The organism is Vibrio sp. B4-6, assembly GCF_963888245.1.
In the GTDB taxonomy this organism is placed as follows: Bacteria; Pseudomonadota; Gammaproteobacteria; order Enterobacterales; family Vibrionaceae; genus Vibrio; species Vibrio anguillarum.
Genome location: NZ_CAWPIM010000006.1, coordinates 24,113 through 42,930 on the forward strand (window position 1 = coordinate 24,113; position 18,818 = coordinate 42,930).

Consider the following 18,818-nt stretch of genomic DNA (forward strand, 5'->3'; position numbering starts at 1 on the left):
AGGAATGGTATGACTAATGACGCGCTGCTCTCTGCGCTTTCTCACCTTATTTCCGAAGGTCGCAACCCTGACACAATGGATATTGACCTACTATCAGCACAAGAAATTGTAGAACGGCTCAATCAACAAGATAAGCACGTTCCGCTGGCCGTCGAAAAAGTCCTTCCAGAGATCGCCTTAGCCGTGGATCGAATTACCTATGCATTCAAACATGGTGGTCGATTAATCTACATTGGCGCAGGAACCAGTGGTCGATTAGGCGTTCTTGATGCATCAGAGTGCCCTCCAACATTTGGGGTTAGCGATCAGATGGTGATTGGTTTGATTGCCGGTGGGAAAGAGGCCATGTTCAGTGCTAAAGAAGGGGCGGAAGATTGCGCAGAACTCGGCATTCAAGATCTCAAAAGCATTCATTTTACGGATCAAGATGTGGTTGTTGGCATTGCCGCTAGTGGGCGAACGCCTTATGTCATCGGTGCCTTAGAGTATGCTAATGATTTGGGCGCGACAACCATTGCCCTATCATGTAACCCGGATTCCCCGATTGCAGAATTGGCTCAAATAGCCATTAGCCCTGTCGTTGGGCCAGAAGCTCTGACCGGTTCAACGCGCTTAAAATCAGGTACAGCGCAGAAGCTGGTACTCAACATGCTCACCACCGCTAGCATGATCCGTCTTGGTAAGAGTTACCAAAATTTAATGGTAGATGTTAAGGCCACTAACCGAAAACTCATCGCCAGAGCGGTGCGAATTGTGATGCAAGCAACCGACTGTGAACGCGCTGAGGCTGAATACTTATTAGCCCAAAGCAACAACAATGTAAAAGTAGCGATATTGATGCACTTGACGGGGTTAAGTTATGCAGAAGCTATGGATAAATTGACTGAGTCTGATGGTTTTCTTCGCCGGGCAATGGAAAGTGAACACGAGAGCCACTAGTGGCTCTGGCTCTGTTTGATCAACGAGACGACTATTTCACCTTCCGTAGGTAAAAACTCCTGAATAGAATGGTGCATCTGGATACGGCCTTTGACGTTCACCATAAACAGTGGCAAAACAAAATGTTCTTTGTTCTGCTGGAGATAATCTTGGTAGGTGAAACTTTCGCTCAGTTTTGTGTGCTTAATGTCTGCACCTTGGTTGATCAAACTGGCTAATTTTTTATAACTCACTTCACCATTAAAAAGTGATAAACCGTGATATTCCTGAGCCACTTTGTGTTTATCGCTACTATTATCATTGGCATGATCGTTCAAACAAAATACGCGTTTTTCACCGAAATCACTGAGAAAATGCATGCAAGCCATAATATTGAAATGCTTATCAGGGCTAAGTGCAACCACATGACCAATACCAATCAAATCTAAATATTCATCGGCGTGGCTTGATATCGGATTACCATAATAATTGGCTAGCCCCACCATTCGCGCCTGACTAATGTAGTCCCAGTTAGAATCGGTGAGCACAACGCGACAATCATATTTCGCAAACGCCTTTCCAAGCGCTCGAGCGACGTCATTCGCACCAATAATCAAAAAACCACGCGGAGCAGGTTCTGCCACCTTCAATGCCATTGCAATAGGACGCGCCGTCGCACTTTGTAAAATCACCGTTCCAATAATGACCATAAACGTTAAAGGCACTAATAGTGTCGCTCCCTCTACACCTGCCGCTGTCAGTTTGATAGCAAATAGAGAAGAAATAGAAGCAGCCACAATACCGCGAGGCGCCACCCAAGCCAAAAAAGTTTTCTCTTTGAAAGATAATGAGCTGCGCACGGTTGCAATAAAAATGGACATCGGACGGGAAACTAACTGCATTACCACCAACAACAGCAATGCACTCCACCCTAATGCTTGGAAATCAGCCAGCTCGATGCGTGCAGCCAAAAGGATAAAGAGGCCAGTGATTAGCAAAATAGTCAGGTTTTCTTTGAAATGAAGAATATGCTGAATATTGACGTTTTTAGCATTTGCCAGCCACATCCCCATCACCGTCACCGTCAGTAAGCCAGACTCTGACTCGATGGCGTTAGAAGCGGAAAAGACGCCAAGTACCACAGCCAATACAGCAAAAGGCTGTAAATATTCAGGCAACATGCCTCGCCTCAATATGACAGCGACGGCTTGGCCAGCGGCCGCTCCTATACTTAAACCAACACCAATAATTAAAGAGAAAACGTATAAGCTATGCGCTTGACTGCTAGAGATAATAAACTCATACACCATCACCACAAACAGTGCACCCAACGGGTCGATGAGTATTCCTTCCCAGCGCAATATATTGGAAAGTCGAGCATTTGGCCGCACGGTACGTAGCAGCGGTACTATGACGGTCGGCCCGGTAACTACGGTCAAACTGCCAAACAGCAGCGCAAGTGACCAATCAAAGTCCAATAAATAATACGACGCAACGCTGGTTATTCCCCATGAAACTAGAGCTCCAAGCGACACAATGCTCCACACAGTGTGGTTGACGCCGCGAATATCTTTGAAGTTGAGTGTGAGGCTACCTTCAAACAAAATCACCGCAACCGCAAGAGAAATCAAAGGGAATAATAATTCTCCCAATAGCTGCTGAGGTTCTAACCACCCAGTCAACGGACCAACGACAATGCCCGCAATTAATAAAAATAAAATAGCAGGAAGACGCAACTTCCATGCTAACCACTGGCACGTCAAACCAAGAACGCCAATGGCTGCAATAGCTAAAGCAATAAACTCTTCATGCATATATTTTCTCTAATAGCGATATCTTAAATGGATTACCCATCAATAGGTGGGTTAATTAGTGAACTCATTCCAACCCCGTTGCCATTCCATGCGAAAGCGCTGTGCTTGCTCGGTTCCTTCGCACGCACCTTCATAATATAGTCCTGACAATCCAATTTGATAGGCGAAATTGGGGTTACAATACTCGCTTAGCCCTTTAACGTATCCCGCTTCGTAATCGGCTTGTTGCACCGAACCGAGCTCAGAAAGCTTTTTATAGCTGCGCTGAGTATGACCAGTGACTCCATCTTGATAACCAATTTGTTGCCAATCTCCGTTTTGTGCTAATTCAGCATCAGAGGCCGCACACCCAACCATCAACACAGCAGCGCACAATACACTTAATTTTTTCATTGTTGTCCTTAAGTTCTTATTTTCATTCAATTAGCCTAGCAGATTACTTGTAAGATGCCACTCATTGCCTCCCAGCAGCAAAGCATTATTGATCCAGATGATGAGACGAGCCTTAAACCACTTATTGTGTGAAATAGCCACTTAACTGGCTATAGTGCCGCTCACTGGAAAAGCAGATGTTTCTCGTCACAGAGCCCTTTATTATCCACAGTGAGCTTAATTCATTCATAAAGGACAATTGCTATGATGTGGTTTCTTACCTGTGTCGCAGCCCTACTGGCCGGATACTTTATCTACGGCGCTTTTGTAGAAAAAGTATTTGGTATTAACGAGAACCGTAAAACACCGGCCCACACCATGAGTGATGGCGTGGACTATGTTCCTATGTCGACCAAAAAAGTCTACTTGGTACAATTGCTTAATATTGCTGGCGTAGGCCCAATTTTCGGCCCAATCATGGGTGCACTCTATGGTCCTGCAGCAATGTTGTGGATTGTCGTCGGCTGTATTTTTGCAGGTGCGGTGCATGACTACTTTTCAGGCATGTTGTCGGTACGCAATGGCGGCGCTTCAGTGCCTACCATTACTGGCCGTTACCTAGGCAATGGCGCCAAACATTTTATGAACATTTTTGCCATTGTACTGCTACTGCTTGTAGGGGTTGTTTTCGTTTCAGCGCCTGCAGGGATGATCACCAATCTGATTAACGAGCAAACGAGTCTAACGGTGAGCATGACCTCAATGGTGGTGATTATTTTCGCTTACTACATTCTCGCCACCATCGTTCCTGTCGATAAAATCATCGGCCGTTTCTACCCACTGTTCGGCGCATTGTTGATCTTTATGTCGGTTGGCTTAATGACCGCGATTGCACTTTCCAGTGAACACACTGTGATGGGCGGTTTTGAAATGAGCGACATGTTCAGCAACATGAACCCGAACGACCTACCACTTTGGCCAGCGCTCTTTATCACGATTGCTTGCGGTGCTATCTCTGGTTTCCATGCAACTCAATCGCCATTGATGGCTCGCTGTATGGAAAATGAAAAAAATGGCCGCTTCGTGTTTTACGGTGCCATGATTGGTGAAGGCATTATCGCACTTATCTGGTGTGCGATTGCACTCTCTTTCTTTGGCTCATTGGAAGGTTTATCAGAAGCAGTGAAAAACGGCGGCCCGGGTAACGTTGTGTACAGCGCATCCTTTGGCTTATTGGGCGTATTTGGCGGCATCATCGCCTTCTTGGGTGTGGTTATCCTACCCATCACCTCAGGCGACACTGCATTTCGCTCTAGTCGTTTGATCTTAGCTGAATATTTCAATATGGAACAAAAAACGCTGCGTAATCGCTTGTTCATGGCACTGCCGCTGTTTGTTTTGGGTGCCATTCTCACTCAAGTGGATTTCGGTATTATTTGGCGCTACTTCGGTTTTGCCAACCAAACCACAGCAGTAATGATGCTTTGGACCGCTTCCGCCTATTTACTACGCCATAACAAACTGCATTGGATTGCGACTATCCCCGCGATGTTTATGACCACGGTTTGTGCCACCTTCATTCTTAATAACAGTGCATTAGGCTTTGGCTTACCGATGCAAGCATCAACCATTGCCGGTATTTTGTTCTCACTGTCCGTAACCATATATGTAATTAGAATCTCCAAAGGTAAAGGCGACATCGAACTTACCGATGAAGAAAAACCGAAAGCAGTCACAGAAACTGCATAGTGTGAATGGCGCTTCGCTTGCGTTATAGAAAAGGGCTTCCATTTGGAAGCCCTTCTTCCTTTATTGGTACGTCTAATTCAAATACTTTTTATTGACTAGTCGATTTGCTTGATTTGCAGCTCTTTGGGCACTTCAAAAAACATGTTCTCTTCTCGTCCAAGCACTTCTTCAACCGATTGAGCACCAAGCTCTTTAATTCGATCTAGGATCTGATTCACTAATGCTTCGGGTGCCGATGCGCCGGCCGTGACGCCAACGGTTTTCTTACCATCAAACCACGTTGGATCAATATCTTCAGGGCAATCAATCAAGTAACCCGGCGTTCCGATCTTTTCCGCCAATTCTTTTAAACGCGTAGAGTTTGATGAGTTTTTCGAGCCCACCACCACCACCAAATCAACATCTAATGCAAGTTGACGCACCGCATCTTGGCGGTTTTGTGTCGCGTAACAGATATCATCTTTACGTGGTCCCTGAATATCGGGAAACACTTCACGCAATTTATCAATCACATCGGCTGTTTCATCCACCGACAAGGTGGTTTGGCTAACATAATGTAAATTAGTCGGATCTTTAACGATAGCTTTTAGCGATTCAACATCTTCCGGTTTTTCAACCAAGTACATGCCGCCTTTTTTACTGGCGTATTGACCCATGGTTCCTTCCACTTCAGGATGACCTGCATGGCCAATCAACACTACTTCCATACTACGGCGACTGGCTCGAGCCACTTCCATATGCACTTTAGTCACCAAAGGGCAAGTGGCATCAAACACGGTTAATGCACGCGCTTTCGCTTCAAGTCTCACCGCTTGCGAAACGCCATGAGCAGAAAAGATAACAATATTGTCATCAGGTACTTCGTGTAAGTCCTCAACAAAAATGGCCCCGCGCTGCTTCAGCCCTTCCACCACAAAGCGGTTATGCACCACTTCATGTCGTACATAAATCGGAGGCTGATACAGCTCAAGTGCGCGTTCAACAATGCTGATCGCACGATCAACACCGGCGCAAAAACCACGAGGGTTGGCTAACAATATTTTCATTTCATTGCTCATTGAATAGGGTTATCGCAAGTTGCCAATTATTCTACAGACAAAATTTCAACATCAAAAATGACATCTTGTCCTGCAAGTGGGTGGTTAAAATCAACCGTTACCGAATCGCCCGCAATAGCGGTGATAATACCAGGAATTTCTAAGCCATCGCGGCCACTAAACGCCATAATCGTGCCAACTTCCACCTCAGTATTACTGGCAAATTTGGCGCGATCCATATGGTGGATGTTATCTGGGTTAGACAAACCAAACGCGTCTTCGGCTTTTAACTCAATGGTTTTGGATTCTCCGGCACTCAGACCGATTAAGCACAACTCAAAATTGTCGCTTAGACTGCCATCACCAATAACCAATTTCGCTGGTTTGCCCATATTATGAGTGCTATCCGCAATAGAGCCATCTTTTAATTTAATGGTGAAGTGTAGGGTTACCGCACTGTTTGCTTTTATTGTCGTCACGTGATTTCTCTTTATTTATTTTAGTGTGGAGACAAGGCATCCATAACGACATAAAAATGCCCGTTTTTAGTACGCCTATCGCCACCGTATTTTTAGAGATGAAGAGTAAACAAAAAGCGCCACCTGAATCAACAGACAGCGCTTAGGGTTATTCAACTATTTTAGCCATTATGAGTGCGCATCGTCTTTTTTACGAAAGCCATCAAGGATAATCATTGCTGCACCAAGGCAAATGGCACTGTCAGCCAAGTTAAACGCTGGCCAGTGATAATTACCCCAGTAGAAATCAAGATAATCAACCACAAAACCGTGCACGATACGATCAAACACGTTGCCGATTGCGCCACCAATAATCATGGCATAAGCGATATTATGCCACTTCTCTTGCGCAGGCAGCTTACTCATCCAGTAAGTGAGGAGCCCCGTCACCGCAAAGGCAATAGCGGTAAACAACCAACGTTGCCAACCCGCTTGATCGCCTAAAAAGCTAAATGCCGCACCATAGTTATGTACATAAAGTAGGTTAAAAAAAGGCATTACTTCGATGCGATTTGCCCAACCATACCCCATGTTATCCATGACCATCAGCTTTATACCGACATCAAAGGTAAAGACCAGAAGCGCTAGCCATAGCCAGCGAACTCCTGATTGTTTCCAAGTAAGCGTCTGCTCTGCCATATTGAATCCCAATATTATTAAGCGAACTTACGAACTTCGCCTTCACCATCCACGTTCGACACACAACGGCCACAAATAGTTTCATGACCAGTGATAGTGCCAACGTCAGGAGTATGATGCCAACAGCGATCGCACTTCTCTGCTTCGGTTGCGCTCACCAACACAAACAAACCTGCAGTTTCCGTTGCTTGTGCCGCATCGCTTTTCTCAGCCAGAGGCTTCACTATCGCTTTTGATGTCAGCAGTACAAAACGCAGTTCATCTTCAAGCTTGTTCAACTGAGCCACTAAAGCGTCATCAGCAAACAGCACCACTTCAGCTTGTAATGAGCCACCAATGATTTTTTCACTACGAGCAGTTTCAAGCAACTTGTTCACCGAGCTACGAACTTTTTGCATCTCTGCCCAAAATTCATTGTTCAACTCTTCGCCTTCAGTTAACCCAAACAGACCTTCAAACCACTCACCCGTGAAGACAAATTTTTCACGCGGCTCGCCATTAGCTTGCATCGCTGGCATTTCGTTCCAAATTTCATCAGCCGTAAATGACATGATCGGTGCCATCCAACGAACCAAAGCCTCAACGATGTAATACAGCGCCGTTTGACAGCTACGCTGTGCATGTGCACCTTGTTTAGCGGTGTATTGGCGATCTTTAATCACATCAAGGTAGAACGAACCCATTTCAATTGAGCAGAAGTGCATCAAGCGTTGGATCACGCCATGCGTATTATACTCTTCATATGCTTTGACAATTTCTTGTTGCGCCGCAAAGGCACGGCCTACGGCCCAGCGATCCAGCGACACCATCTCGTCTGCTGCAACCATATCCGTTGCTGGGTTAAACCCATTGAGGTTGGCTAAGAAGAAACGTGCTGTATTACGGATACGGCGATAAGCATCCGCCGAACGTTTTAGAATTTCGTCAGAAACCGCCACTTCGCCAGTGTAATCAGTCGATGCAACCCATAGACGCAGGATGTCTGCACCCAGTTTATTGGTGACATCTTTTGGCGCAACCACGTTGCCGATTGATTTTGACATCTTGCGGCCATGACCATCGACCACAAAGCCATGCGTCAATACTTGTTTGTAAGGCGCAGCACCTTTCATTGCTACCGATGAAATCAATGAAGATTGGAACCAACCACGATGCTGATCTGAACCTTCAAGGTACAGATCTGCACCGTGACCATTGAACTCTTCGCGCTTATCAACAACGGCGTAGTGAGTCACACCAGAGTCGAACCACACATCCAGCGTATCGAGTACTTTTTCGTAATGCTTGGCATCTTCTTCGCCCAAGATCTCAGCAGTGTCAACATCCCACCACGCTTGAATCCCTTTTTGTTCTACCAATTGCGCCACTGTTTCAATCAGCGCAGGGCTATTAGGATGAAGTTCTGCCGTCTCTTTATGCACAAATAGCGCAATCGGTACACCCCAAGTACGCTGACGAGAAATACACCATTCAGGACGACCTTCAATCATTGCTTCGATGCGGCTTTGACCCCATTCAGGCATCCACTGTACACCTTTGATCGATTCTAGAGCTTGGGCGCGCAGACCGGCTTGCTCCATAGAAACAAACCATTGTGGTGTTGCACGGAAAATGATTGGGGTTTTATGACGCCAGCAATGAGGATAGCTATGCTCGTAGGCATGGTGGTGCAACAAAGCACCTTTTTCTTTCAGTACTTCAAGTACAGAGTCATTCGCTTTAAACACATGTTGACCAGCAAATAGCTCGGTGTCTGCTAGATATACGCCGTTTGAACCGACAGGGTTGGCTACTTCAAGGCCGTATTGCTGACCGACCACGAAGTCTTCTTGACCATGACCAGGTGCAGTATGAACGACACCAGTACCCGATTCAGTAGTTACGTGCTCACCCAAAATCGCAGGCACAGTAAATGCGTAAAATGGATGATCAAAAGGCATTAGTTCAAGGTCTGCGCCTCGGCAAAAACCAAGGTTGTGGTAATGACTGATGCCAGCACGATCCATGACACTTTTTGCAAGTTCTGACGCAACGATAATGCGTTCAGCAGAGCGTTCACCGTCTGCTTCAATTTGCAGCAAAACATATTCAAGATCATCACGTAAGCAGACTGCGCGGTTAGCTGGCAAGGTCCAAGGTGTGGTTGTCCAAATGACAATCGACACTTCACCGTGGCCGGCGTGATCAGCCGCGAGCGTGAACTTTTCAAGCAGCGCCGCTTCATCGGCTGCTTTGAATCGTACGTCAATCGAAGGTGACACTTTATCTTTGTATTCAACTTCCGCTTCAGCCAGTGCTGAACCACAATCAGTACACCAGTGAACAGGTTTGAAACCTTTCAGCAGGTGGCCTTTATCGGCAATTTTACCCAATGCGCGAATAATGTTCGCTTCGGTGGCGAAATCCATGGTGCGATAAGGTTTATCCCACTCACCCATGATGCCCAAACGCTTAAAGCTCTCTTTCTGGCCTTCCACTTGACCTGCTGCATATTCACGGCATTTTTCACGAAACTCAGCCGCGGTCACTTTCTGGCCCGGTTTGCCGACTTTTTTCTCTACCATCAATTCGATAGGTAGCCCGTGACAGTCCCAACCTGGGATGTAAGGCGCGTCAAAACCAGATAAGGTTTTCGATTTGATAATAATGTCTTTAAGAATCTTATTCAGTGCGTGACCAATATGAATATCACCGTTGGCATAAGGAGGGCCATCGTGCAATACGAAAGATTTTTTGCCTTTTTTGGCTTTACGGATTTCGCCGTAAAGATCTTCTTGATACCAACGCTTTAACATTTCTGGCTCACGTTTAGCCAGATCGCCACGCATTGGAAACCCTGTTTCAGGTAGGTTCAGGGTATCTTTATAATCACTCATCGATTCTTAATTCCGTTATATTGGGCGACGTTAGACATGATATTAATCGGTGGAATAATCCGACTAATTCTTTAGCTGATGCAACCACACCCTTGCCGCATCAGCATCCAATTCAATTTGTTGCTTTAACGCTCCAAAAGATTCAAATTTCTTTTCATCTCGAAGCTTATGTAAAAGTGCCACTTCTAGCTGTTTGCCATATAAATTGGCATGAAAGTCAAACAAGTGTACTTCAAGTTGTTGGCGAACCCCGTTGACTGTTGGCCTATTACCAATATTGGCAATTCCTCCGATGGGCGAGTTATCAAGGCCATAGACATTGACGACGTAAACACCAGAGACCGGTGAAACACAGCGCTTAAGCGGAATGTTCGCTGTAGGGAAACCAATGGTTCGCCCTAACTTTTGACCATGCGACACTCGACCACTGATACCGTAATCACGACCGAGCATCTGCTTAGCTAACACTAAGTCATCGCTTGCTAAAGCGTTACGAATAGCAGTACTACTCACCCGCTGTTGTTGCAAGCAAAAACTGTGGGTACTTACCACCTCAAAACCAAACTGTTGTCCAGCTTGCTGCAGCATACTGAAATTACCTTGGCGATTTTTACCAAAACAAAAATCATCACCAATCACCAGAAACTTAACACCCAACTGAGCGACCAACAAGTCACGAATAAAAGCTTCTGCCGTTAAATTAGCAAAGTGCTGGTTAAAATTCACACATAACAATCTGTCAACCGACTGCTTATTCAATTGCACAAATTTATCACGTAATCGAGTTAACCGAGCTGGTGCATTGTGCTTGGCAAATAATTCTAATGGCTGCGGTTCAAACGTCATGACCACCGAAGGTAAACCCAATAATTGCGCTTTCTTGGATACTTGCTTCAAAACTTGCTGATGTCCTAAATGAACACCATCAAAGTTTCCGATGGTTAATACACAGCCATGATGCTGTGGCTTGATATTGTGAATGCCGCGAATCAATTCCATTAGAAAATGCTTAAAACCTATAGTTCTCAATTAGCAAGGTGCGAAACCGACGGATTATATACTAATCACCATTAATCTGTCGCCGCTTTTAAGTCTTTTAAACGCACGCCAAGCACGGCTAGGCAAAGCAAATAACTGACCGCACCGATACTGATCAGCATCACCAATGATGTAGCCCTCTGTGTCAGACTCCACTCTAGCCACGTTGACATTTCTTCCAATTGCCAAACAATGACCACAACCATCGCACTGCTGGCCACCATTAAGCGAATAATAAAACCAATAGTTTTACGGGTGATCTGATACACCCCTTGCACATGTAACCCTCGGTAAAGCAGTGCCATGTTGATAAAAGCAGATAATGACGTAGCTAACGCCAAACCAACATAACTTAAATGCCACGCTAAAAGCGCATTGAAGACCATATTAGAGATCATGGCGATAATGCCATAACGAACTGGCGTTTTGGTGTCTTGCCGAGAGTAGTACCCTGGTGCAAGCACTTTGATCAGCATAAAACTGATCAAGCCCAAACCAAATGCATAGAGTGACAACGCCGTTTGATTGACATCATTCGGGGTAAACTCACCTCGCATAAATAGCACCATAAGCATCGGTTTTGCCAACACAATCAGGCCTAACATCGCAGGAAAACCGAGCAGACAAACCATACGAATACCCCAATCCATGGTTTGCGAAAATCCTTCGCTGTGGGCATCAACATGTTTACGGGATAATGCAGGCAAAATAACGGTAGCGATCGCAATACCAAATAAGCCTAACGGAAATTCTAGCAAACGGTCTGAATAGTAAAGCCAGCTGATGGAGCCCGTTTGTAAGAAGCTGGCAATGAAGGTGTCCAGCAATAAGTTAATTTGACTGACCGATACCCCAAAAAGAGCGGGCAACATCAAAGTGCGAATTTTCACAACCCCCGGTTCATTCCAACCCCATTGAGGCCAAACCAATAAACCTGCTTTGAGCAAAAATGGAATTTGAAATAGAAACTGGACCAATCCCCCAAGAAGGACGCCAATCGCCAAGCCAATTTCCGGTTGTTGTAAGTGCGGCGACAAAAACCAAGCGCAACCGATGATCATCACATTCAAAAATACAGGGGTAAAAGAAGAGACGGCAAACTTGCCCAAGGTATTGAGAATCGCTCCTGATAAAGCAACAAAAGTGATGAACCATAAGTAAGGAAAAGTGATTTTTAATAATAAACTCGCAAGCTCAAACTTATGCGCATCAGGACCATCATTAAGCCAATCTAAAAACCAACCAGCCCCAAACAGTGCCGTGACCGCACCAGAGCATAAGATCCCCACAACAGTCACCAAAGTGACAATAACCCCCAATGTGCCAGATGCTTTAGCAATCAGTTCGCGTGTTTTATTGATATCTCCGGATGAATGGTATTCGGTCAGTACTGGAACAAACGCTTGAGAAAAAGCCCCTTCGGCAAATAGCCGACGTAAAAAGTTAGGAATTTTATTAGCAAAGAAAAAAACATCGGCACTCGCACCTGCCCCCATCAAATTCGCAACAACTACGTCACGAACTAGGCCCAACACACGAGAAATCAACGTCATAGCACTGACAATCAAGCCAGATTTGAGTAGGCGTTTGCTCACTATTACCTCGAAAAACAAGCCAAAACGTCATTATCCACAGCAACACATAAGGAATGTCAGTGCGAGATCAGATAAGTATTAGCATTGGAAAAAAAATACTGTTAGAATCCCCGCATCTTAACCGCGATGACCTTCCTATACCAAAATTTGTTTGGCCTAGAACGGTTTTTGCACAAATCATTTGACAATTGAGAGCAAATAAGGGATATTCCCCGCCCTTAAATTGTCACCGAACTAAGTTTTTGGGAGTTAGACCCTTGGCAAATAGTAAATCTGCTAAGAAGCGCGCTATCCAAGCTGAGAAACGTCGTCAGCATAATGCTAGCCGTCGTTCTATGATGCGCACTTACATGAAGAAAACCATCGCAGCTATCGCAGCTGGCGATAAAGAAGCTGCAACTGCTGCATTTGCTGCAGTTACACCAATCCTTGACCGTATGTCGACTAAAGGTCTTGTTCACAAGAACAAAGCTGCTCGCCATAAGTCTCGTTTCGCTGCAGCAATCAAAGCTCTATAATTTAGACTTGGTTCCACGCGAAAATAAAAACCGGCTAAGGCCGGTTTTTTTATATCCGCAGTGTCAAGTAAAGTATTTACTCTAATTTTAATATAAAAAAATCCGAACTATGTTACTGAAACATAATTTCGGATTGTGTATTTTTCAAAACACTAGCGGCAGTATAAACCGTGTAACAACTCAATCATCGCCTTGATCTCATGGCTGCTGAGTGTGTAGTAAACCGTCTGAGCTTCTTTTCTTGTATCCACTAACCCATCTCTTCTTAACCAAGCAAGATGCTGCGAAAGTGCCGATTGACTCAATTCTAATTTCCCACATAGCTCACCAACCGACAGTTCTTGATTGTGTAATAAACACAATATTTGTAGGCGTCTTTCGTTAGCCATAGCCTTTAACAACACCACTGCTTTAGCGGAATTTTTTTCCATTTCTTGTAGGTTCATGAATAAGCTCCCTTGGAACAACTTCTTACATCAAACGCATCACAAGTTTGCATCTTCCTTAACCCAACAGGTTATGAGTTTATAAGTAAGGTTAGTACCTTTTTCTACGTAGTTTAATTGTTATACCGTTTATGACGGCAACCATTCAATAGAGCGTCAATAACGGCATCAGAAGGCGTATAACCAGTTTAGATTAGTATTACTTGGCAAGCGATAATTAATAATATTGCTAGATAATGAGATAGTAATCTATTTATCGTTAGTAGTGAAAGCATCATACAAACAAATTATTAAAATCTGCATCGCAAACATTTTTCACTGCCGGATGTTGGATCATCCTCTCAGCAAAAATGACGTAGTACTCTTCTTTTAAATCATCAATCTGACCGATGAGTTGCAAAGGAAGATCATCACCAACTTCAGTCACATAGATTGAGGGCGCTAAAAAAATTGCATCATGATGATAACGCGCAAAAGCTTTCATCAATGCCGCATCATCAAACTCCCCCAGAATATTCGGCTTCAGGCCTTGACGGTCAAACCATTGTAATAAATTACGCCCCATCGCGGTTCGGCTTCCCGGTATCAACAACTTTCTCTGCTCTAAAATGGCGGGAAAAGAGACATTTTCAACCTTGCCTGAACAAAAAAAACTCATGTGACTCTCACCCAGTTTTTTGCTGAACAGGCCCGGGCTTTGGCTGGAATCGACGGGATAATCAGAGAGAATCATATCCAATTTGTGTTGTGAAAGTTGCTCTAACAACATTTCATGGGTCGATTCAAAACAACGCAAGTGGATACTGCTATCGGCCGGGACCGTCGTCATCAGTATTTTACTGACAAGCCGTTTAGAGAGGGCATCAGCCACTCCCACATCAAACAGCAGATTAGAGCGCTGACTATAATTGACAATATCGAGCATCTCGTAACTTAAGCCGAACATCCGGTCAGCATATTTAAAAACCAGTTGTCCAAGTTCTGTCGGTTCAATGCTACGACCATTACGCTTAGTAAGCTTACCATCCATGCGCTCTTCAAAAGCCTTAATTTGCCCAGTGACGGTTTGCGGAGTCAAGAAGAGTGCTTCTGCAGCTTTAGTGACCGATCCCTGCTTGCATACCATCCAGAAGTAGTAAAGATGATTGTAGTTGAGGTGAAACATGATAAGGACACTCAATTTTATCTGGTCGTTGTTTATAACAAACCCAAGCCAAATGAGCAATTACCTCGGAAAAACCGAATTTAAGAACGTTAGCTAATCTTAATACCGAGCAGTTAGAGTTCAAAAATGACAACTTCGTCATAAAATATCTAAAACTAGCGTTCCTCGCCCTCCTCCTCCACGTTGTTAAAATCGCATAACATCATGAAAATTCAATAAATAAAGAATTAAAAGTCACCGTGAAACTTGTTTTTATCAGAGTTATCAATGAGAAACCTACTGTCATATAAATGAAATAATTATTCTCTACTATCTCGCTCAGATTCAACAACAGACCGAACAACACTCAAAAGGTCAATGGAGAAAAGAAAATGAACCAAGCGACAACTACTGCTGCACCCATTGCGAGTACCACTCGTTGGCTGCGTTGGGCGAACTTGGCATTCATGCTCTACCTACTGCTACTTGCAGTGGCGATGGTAGGTAGTGGATTTAAATGGGCAACAGGTGATCAAGCTAAGGTACTGTTTGAGTTTGCCTCACACCCAATAGCGGGGTTGATGATAGGGTTAGTCGCCACAGCATTGATTCAATCTTCAAGCACCGTAACCTCTATCATTGTCGGTCTTGTGGCTGGCGGATTACCTGTTGAAATGGCGATCCCAATGGTCATGGGTGCCAATATTGGCACCACAGTAACCAACACGCTTGTTAGCCTTGGACACGTTCGTTGCCAAATCGAATTTAAACGCGCTTTTGCAAGTGCAACAATTCACGACTTCTTTAATCTTTTGGCGGTACTGATTTTCCTACCGTTAGAGATGATGTTTGGTATTTTAGAGAAAATTTCTCATTGGCTTGTGTCACCTTTGCTCTCTACTGGTGATATGAGCATGAAAGGACTCGATTTTATCAAACCTATCACGAGCCCAATTATCACGGCACTAAAAGGCCAGCTGATCACTTTTGGTGAAGTTATAGGTGGCGTGATGTTGATTGTTCTTGGTATTGCGACCATTTTTGTGGCTATCACTGTCATGGGTAAGCTCATGAAGAGTTTGATGGTGGGTCGTGCGAAAGAGATACTCAAAGATGCCATTGGACGCGGACCGCTGCACGGTATCCTTTCAGGTTCAATCGTCACTGTATTGGTTCAATCTTCTTCAACTACCACCAGTTTAATGGTTCCGCTGGTCGGCACTGGTGTATTGAAAGTACGCGATGTTTACCCATTCACTTTAGGGGCTAATATTGGCACTTGCATTACCGCCCTACTCGCGGCAACGGCCGTTTCTGGTGAGTTTGCGGTATTTGCCTTGCAAATTGCTTTAGTCCACTTAACCTTTAATGTATTAGCCACTGTGTTGATCTATGGGGTTCCGTTTTTACGTGAACTGCCAATTAAAGGCGCAGAAATGATTGCTGAGATGGCAACAAAGAATAAAGCGGTCGTTGCGGGTTATTTACTATCGGTCTTTATCATTATGCCTGGCGGTATACTGGCACTAACGGCTTAAGTAACGAACAAACCACACGACAGATCAAAAAAAATCCCCGAGCAACGCTTCGGGGATTTTTTACAACTAGAAAACTGTACTTTTTAATAATGCGAGAGAGCAACTAAACCGAAAATGGGTACTGGATGGCATCATGGCATTGGTAGCCTTCAATCCAGAAATCATCCAAGGTAACCCAAGTTTCAAGATCTTCTAGCGTTTTAATTTTCGGGTTGATATGAAACTTCGCCATAGGGAGCGGTTCACGCTTAAGTTGTACATCTGTCATCAACGCCAGTTGGTCTTCATAGATATGCGCATTGACGATCTTATGGTAGGCCACGCCGGCTTTTTTGCCGGTAATTTGCGCCATAATTGCGAGGAACACGTAGACCTGAACCATATTAAAATTCAAGCCAAGCGGGACATCACACGAGCGTTGCGTACTATTGAGATACAAAGTATCACCCAACAAAGAAAAGTGATGACTGTACATACAGGGGCGCAAGCAACCCATATGAAACTCACCTGGGTTGTAAAAGTTTAGGATTTCGCCTCTATCATCAACGCCACGTGAAAGATCATCAACAATCTTACGCAGTTGATCAATCTGCCCACCATCCGCCTTGGCCCACGCACGTCCTTGAACTCCATACACGCGGCCCATATCATCTTCACCTTTGCGGTATGGATTGTTAAGCCAAGCTGCATTTAAATTCGCATTCGCATCCCACGTTTTGGTTCCTAAAGCGCGAAAATCGGCTGCATTATCGTAGCCACGAATATAACCAAGTAGCTCAGCAACTGCGGCTTTCCAGAAGCTTTTACGCGTTGTCACTAACGGGAATTGATTCTGACCTACATCGTAGGTGAGATCAGCGTTAACCACCGTTAGGCAGCGTTTGGCTGTACGTTCATTTTCGATCCAAACGCCCTCATCAACAATTCGCTGACAAAGTTCAAGATACTGTTTCACAAACTATCCTTAACACTATTGAGTCACTTTATGGTTAACCTTGTACGCCCATACCATCATCAGTGCACCGACAATGATCATCGGTAGCGACAGGATTTGCCCCATGGAGATAAATCCAGCGAACAATCCTAATTGTGCATCAGGTTCACGAACATATTCGACAAGGAAACGGAATGTTCCGTAGCCTATCAAAAATAGCCCTGAGACTGAACCAATTGGCCGATTTTTGCGGATAAACAGGTTCAATATAATAAACAGCACAATCCCTTCTAAGAAAAACTCATAAAGCTGTGATGGATGGCGAGGCAAAGGCCCGCCGTTCGGAAAAATGATCGCCCATGGAACATCGGTTACTCGCCCCCACAATTCACTGTTCATGAAGTTGCCTAGTCGTCCCATGCCTAAACCAAATGGAACCAAAGGAGCCACAAAATCGGCGACACCAAAAAACGTTCGGTTATTTTTCCGTGCATACCAACACATTGCGCTGATCACGCCAAGTAGACCACCATGGAAAGACATCCCGCCTGTCCACACTTTAAAAAGATAGAGCGGGTCTTGGAGAAACAGATCAAAATTGTAAAACAACACATAACCGACACGACCACCAATGACCACCCCTAAAAATCCAGCAAACAGCAAATCCGAGACTTGCTCACGAGTCCAGCCACTATTTGGTTTGTCCGCTCTGCGATTGGCAAGCCACATCGCAAAAACAAAACCAACTAAATACATTAAGCCGTACCAGCGAATGGATATAGGGCCAATCGCAATCAGCACGGGATCAATATTTGGGAACTGTATAAAACCCTGAGACATAAACGTGTTCTCTTACTAAAAATGAGGTGAAGATAATAAGTGGTTAAAACAGCATAGTTGCCGCTATAACCATCAGAAAAACGGAGAATATTTTTTTCAATACCGCCGTCGGTAACTGAGTCGCGTAACGCGCTCCTAATCGAGTAGTGAGAATTGAGGTCGAAGCAATGGCGACTAACGCAGGTAAATAGACATAGCCAATGCTGTAGGGTGGTAAATTCTCCACTTGATAACCGTGCAAAATAAAACCAATCATGCCAGAGATTGCGATCACACACCCACAGACAGAAGAAGAACCGACGGCTTTACGCATTTCAACGCCATGACGATTCAAAAAAGGAACGGAGAGCGAACCGCCACCAATTCCCGCTAAACTAGAGACAATACCAATACCACTGCCACATAGCATGGTCACCCACGCACCGGGCATCGATCTTTGCATTTGCGCTTTTATCGATAAAAACATTTGAATCGCCAGGCAAAAAACAATCACGCCAAATACTTTCGGTAGATATTGAGTCGGAATCACATCTGCGATCATTGAGCCAACAAACCCACCGACGATAACGCCGGGCATGAGCCACTTGACGACAAACATATCCACATTGCCCAATTTAAGGTGATTTAATGCCGAAGAAGCCGAAGTAACAATGATGGTCGCTAGCGATGTCGCTAACGCTAAATGCATACTAAGTTCGGCGGAAATACCCGCCTTGGGAAGCAAAAGAAGCAACGCCGGAACGACAATTAAACCACCACCAATGCCCAGTAAGCCAGCCATAAAACCAACGACTGAGCCCAATAACACCAGCAACATCATCAACTCAAAATTCACATTGCTT

17 protein-coding genes are annotated in these 18,818 nt (G+C 44.7%); 4 read left to right on the forward strand and 13 right to left on the reverse strand.

Annotated elements, in window-relative coordinates; all coding sequences use genetic code 11:
- The first annotated feature begins 9 nt into the window (after positions 1-9).
- Positions 10-939 (forward strand): N-acetylmuramic acid 6-phosphate etherase, encoded by a 930-nt coding sequence (murQ, locus tag AACV20_RS01820; protein WP_017048824.1) that lies wholly within the window; start codon positions 10-12, stop codon positions 937-939.
- On the opposite strand, the gene AACV20_RS01825 is transcribed toward murQ, so the two are convergent.
- Both AACV20_RS01825 and AACV20_RS01830 read right to left on the reverse strand, forming a co-directional pair.
- Positions 936-2,732, reverse strand: a complete 1,797-nt coding sequence (locus tag AACV20_RS01825; protein ID WP_105976598.1) for a cation:proton antiporter — start codon at positions 2,730-2,732, stop codon at positions 936-938. The two genes, murQ and AACV20_RS01825, sit on opposite strands and share 4 nt — an antisense overlap.
- Before the next feature lie 51 nt (positions 2,733-2,783).
- Entirely contained in the window at positions 2,784-3,125 is a 342-nt protein-coding gene (locus AACV20_RS01830) for a DUF2799 domain-containing protein (RefSeq protein WP_029388330.1), read from the reverse strand.
- A gap of 243 nt (positions 3,126-3,368) precedes the next feature.
- Between AACV20_RS01830 and AACV20_RS01835 the strand changes: the two genes are divergently transcribed.
- Complete coding sequence (locus AACV20_RS01835) at positions 3,369-4,853, forward strand: carbon starvation CstA family protein (RefSeq protein WP_017043277.1); 1,485 nt, start codon at positions 3,369-3,371, stop codon at positions 4,851-4,853.
- A 95-nt stretch (positions 4,854-4,948) separates the two neighbouring features.
- Here AACV20_RS01835 and ispH read toward each other — a convergent pair whose 3' ends face one another.
- The 6 genes from ispH to murJ all read right to left on the reverse strand — a co-directional run bounded on the left by ispH (position 4,949) and on the right by murJ (position 12,556).
- Positions 4,949-5,911, reverse strand: coding sequence for a 4-hydroxy-3-methylbut-2-enyl diphosphate reductase (gene ispH, locus AACV20_RS01840; RefSeq protein ID WP_017047896.1), 963 nt, complete (start codon positions 5,909-5,911; stop codon positions 4,949-4,951).
- Between the two features lie 26 nt (positions 5,912-5,937).
- Positions 5,938-6,369 (reverse strand): FKBP-type peptidyl-prolyl cis-trans isomerase, encoded by a 432-nt coding sequence (fkpB, locus tag AACV20_RS01845; protein WP_017046295.1) that lies wholly within the window; start codon positions 6,367-6,369, stop codon positions 5,938-5,940.
- Positions 6,370-6,537: 168 nt separating this feature from the next.
- Positions 6,538-7,047, reverse strand: coding sequence for a signal peptidase II (lspA, locus tag AACV20_RS01850; protein ID WP_026029102.1), 510 nt, complete (start codon positions 7,045-7,047; stop codon positions 6,538-6,540).
- 17 nt (positions 7,048-7,064) lie between these two features.
- A complete protein-coding gene (ileS, locus tag AACV20_RS01855) occupies positions 7,065-9,923 on the reverse strand; it encodes an isoleucine--tRNA ligase (protein WP_170907858.1) in 2,859 nt (952 codons plus the stop codon).
- A gap of 63 nt (positions 9,924-9,986) precedes the next feature.
- Positions 9,987-10,922: a bifunctional riboflavin kinase/FAD synthetase gene (gene ribF / locus AACV20_RS01860; RefSeq protein ID WP_026028079.1), complete on the reverse strand. Its 936-nt coding sequence runs from the start codon at positions 10,920-10,922 to the stop codon at positions 9,987-9,989.
- 71 nt (positions 10,923-10,993) lie between these two features.
- Positions 10,994-12,556, reverse strand: coding sequence for a murein biosynthesis integral membrane protein MurJ (murJ, locus tag AACV20_RS01865; protein ID WP_026028080.1), 1,563 nt, complete (start codon positions 12,554-12,556; stop codon positions 10,994-10,996).
- 257 nt (positions 12,557-12,813) lie between these two features.
- On the opposite strand from murJ, the gene rpsT reads away from it, so the two are divergent.
- A complete protein-coding gene (gene rpsT, locus AACV20_RS01870) occupies positions 12,814-13,074 on the forward strand; it encodes a 30S ribosomal protein S20 (protein ID WP_026027444.1) in 261 nt (86 codons plus the stop codon).
- Between the two features lie 152 nt (positions 13,075-13,226).
- On the opposite strand, the gene AACV20_RS01875 is transcribed toward rpsT, so the two are convergent.
- Both AACV20_RS01875 and nhaR read right to left on the reverse strand, forming a co-directional pair.
- Positions 13,227-13,520, reverse strand: coding sequence for an ArsR/SmtB family transcription factor (locus tag AACV20_RS01875; RefSeq protein ID WP_026028082.1), 294 nt, complete (start codon positions 13,518-13,520; stop codon positions 13,227-13,229).
- A gap of 274 nt (positions 13,521-13,794) precedes the next feature.
- On the reverse strand, positions 13,795-14,685 hold the full coding sequence (nhaR, locus tag AACV20_RS01880; RefSeq protein WP_026027442.1) for a transcriptional activator NhaR: 891 nt from the start codon (positions 14,683-14,685) through the stop codon (positions 13,795-13,797).
- Between the two features lie 371 nt (positions 14,686-15,056).
- Between nhaR and AACV20_RS01885 the strand changes: the two genes are divergently transcribed.
- The gene (locus tag AACV20_RS01885) at positions 15,057-16,202 is read left to right on the forward strand and encodes a Na/Pi symporter (protein WP_017046300.1); all 1,146 of its coding nucleotides are present in this window, start codon (positions 15,057-15,059) and stop codon (positions 16,200-16,202) included.
- Between the two features lie 103 nt (positions 16,203-16,305).
- Here AACV20_RS01885 and AACV20_RS01890 read toward each other — a convergent pair whose 3' ends face one another.
- The 3 genes from AACV20_RS01890 to AACV20_RS01900 are packed head-to-tail and all read right to left on the reverse strand — an operon-like array spanning position 16,306 to position 18,811.
- Positions 16,306-17,157 carry a thymidylate synthase gene (locus tag AACV20_RS01890; protein WP_170907859.1) on the reverse strand — a complete coding sequence of 284 codons (852 nt, stop codon included), beginning with the start codon at positions 17,155-17,157 and terminating at the stop codon, positions 16,306-16,308.
- Positions 17,158-17,172: 15 nt separating this feature from the next.
- Positions 17,173-17,976, reverse strand: a complete 804-nt coding sequence (gene lgt / locus AACV20_RS01895; RefSeq protein WP_094125179.1) for a prolipoprotein diacylglyceryl transferase — start codon at positions 17,974-17,976, stop codon at positions 17,173-17,175.
- Positions 17,977-18,019: 43 nt separating this feature from the next.
- Positions 18,020-18,811, reverse strand: coding sequence for a sulfite exporter TauE/SafE family protein (locus tag AACV20_RS01900; protein ID WP_170907860.1), 792 nt, complete (start codon positions 18,809-18,811; stop codon positions 18,020-18,022).
- Positions 18,812-18,818: the final 7 nt, after the last annotated feature.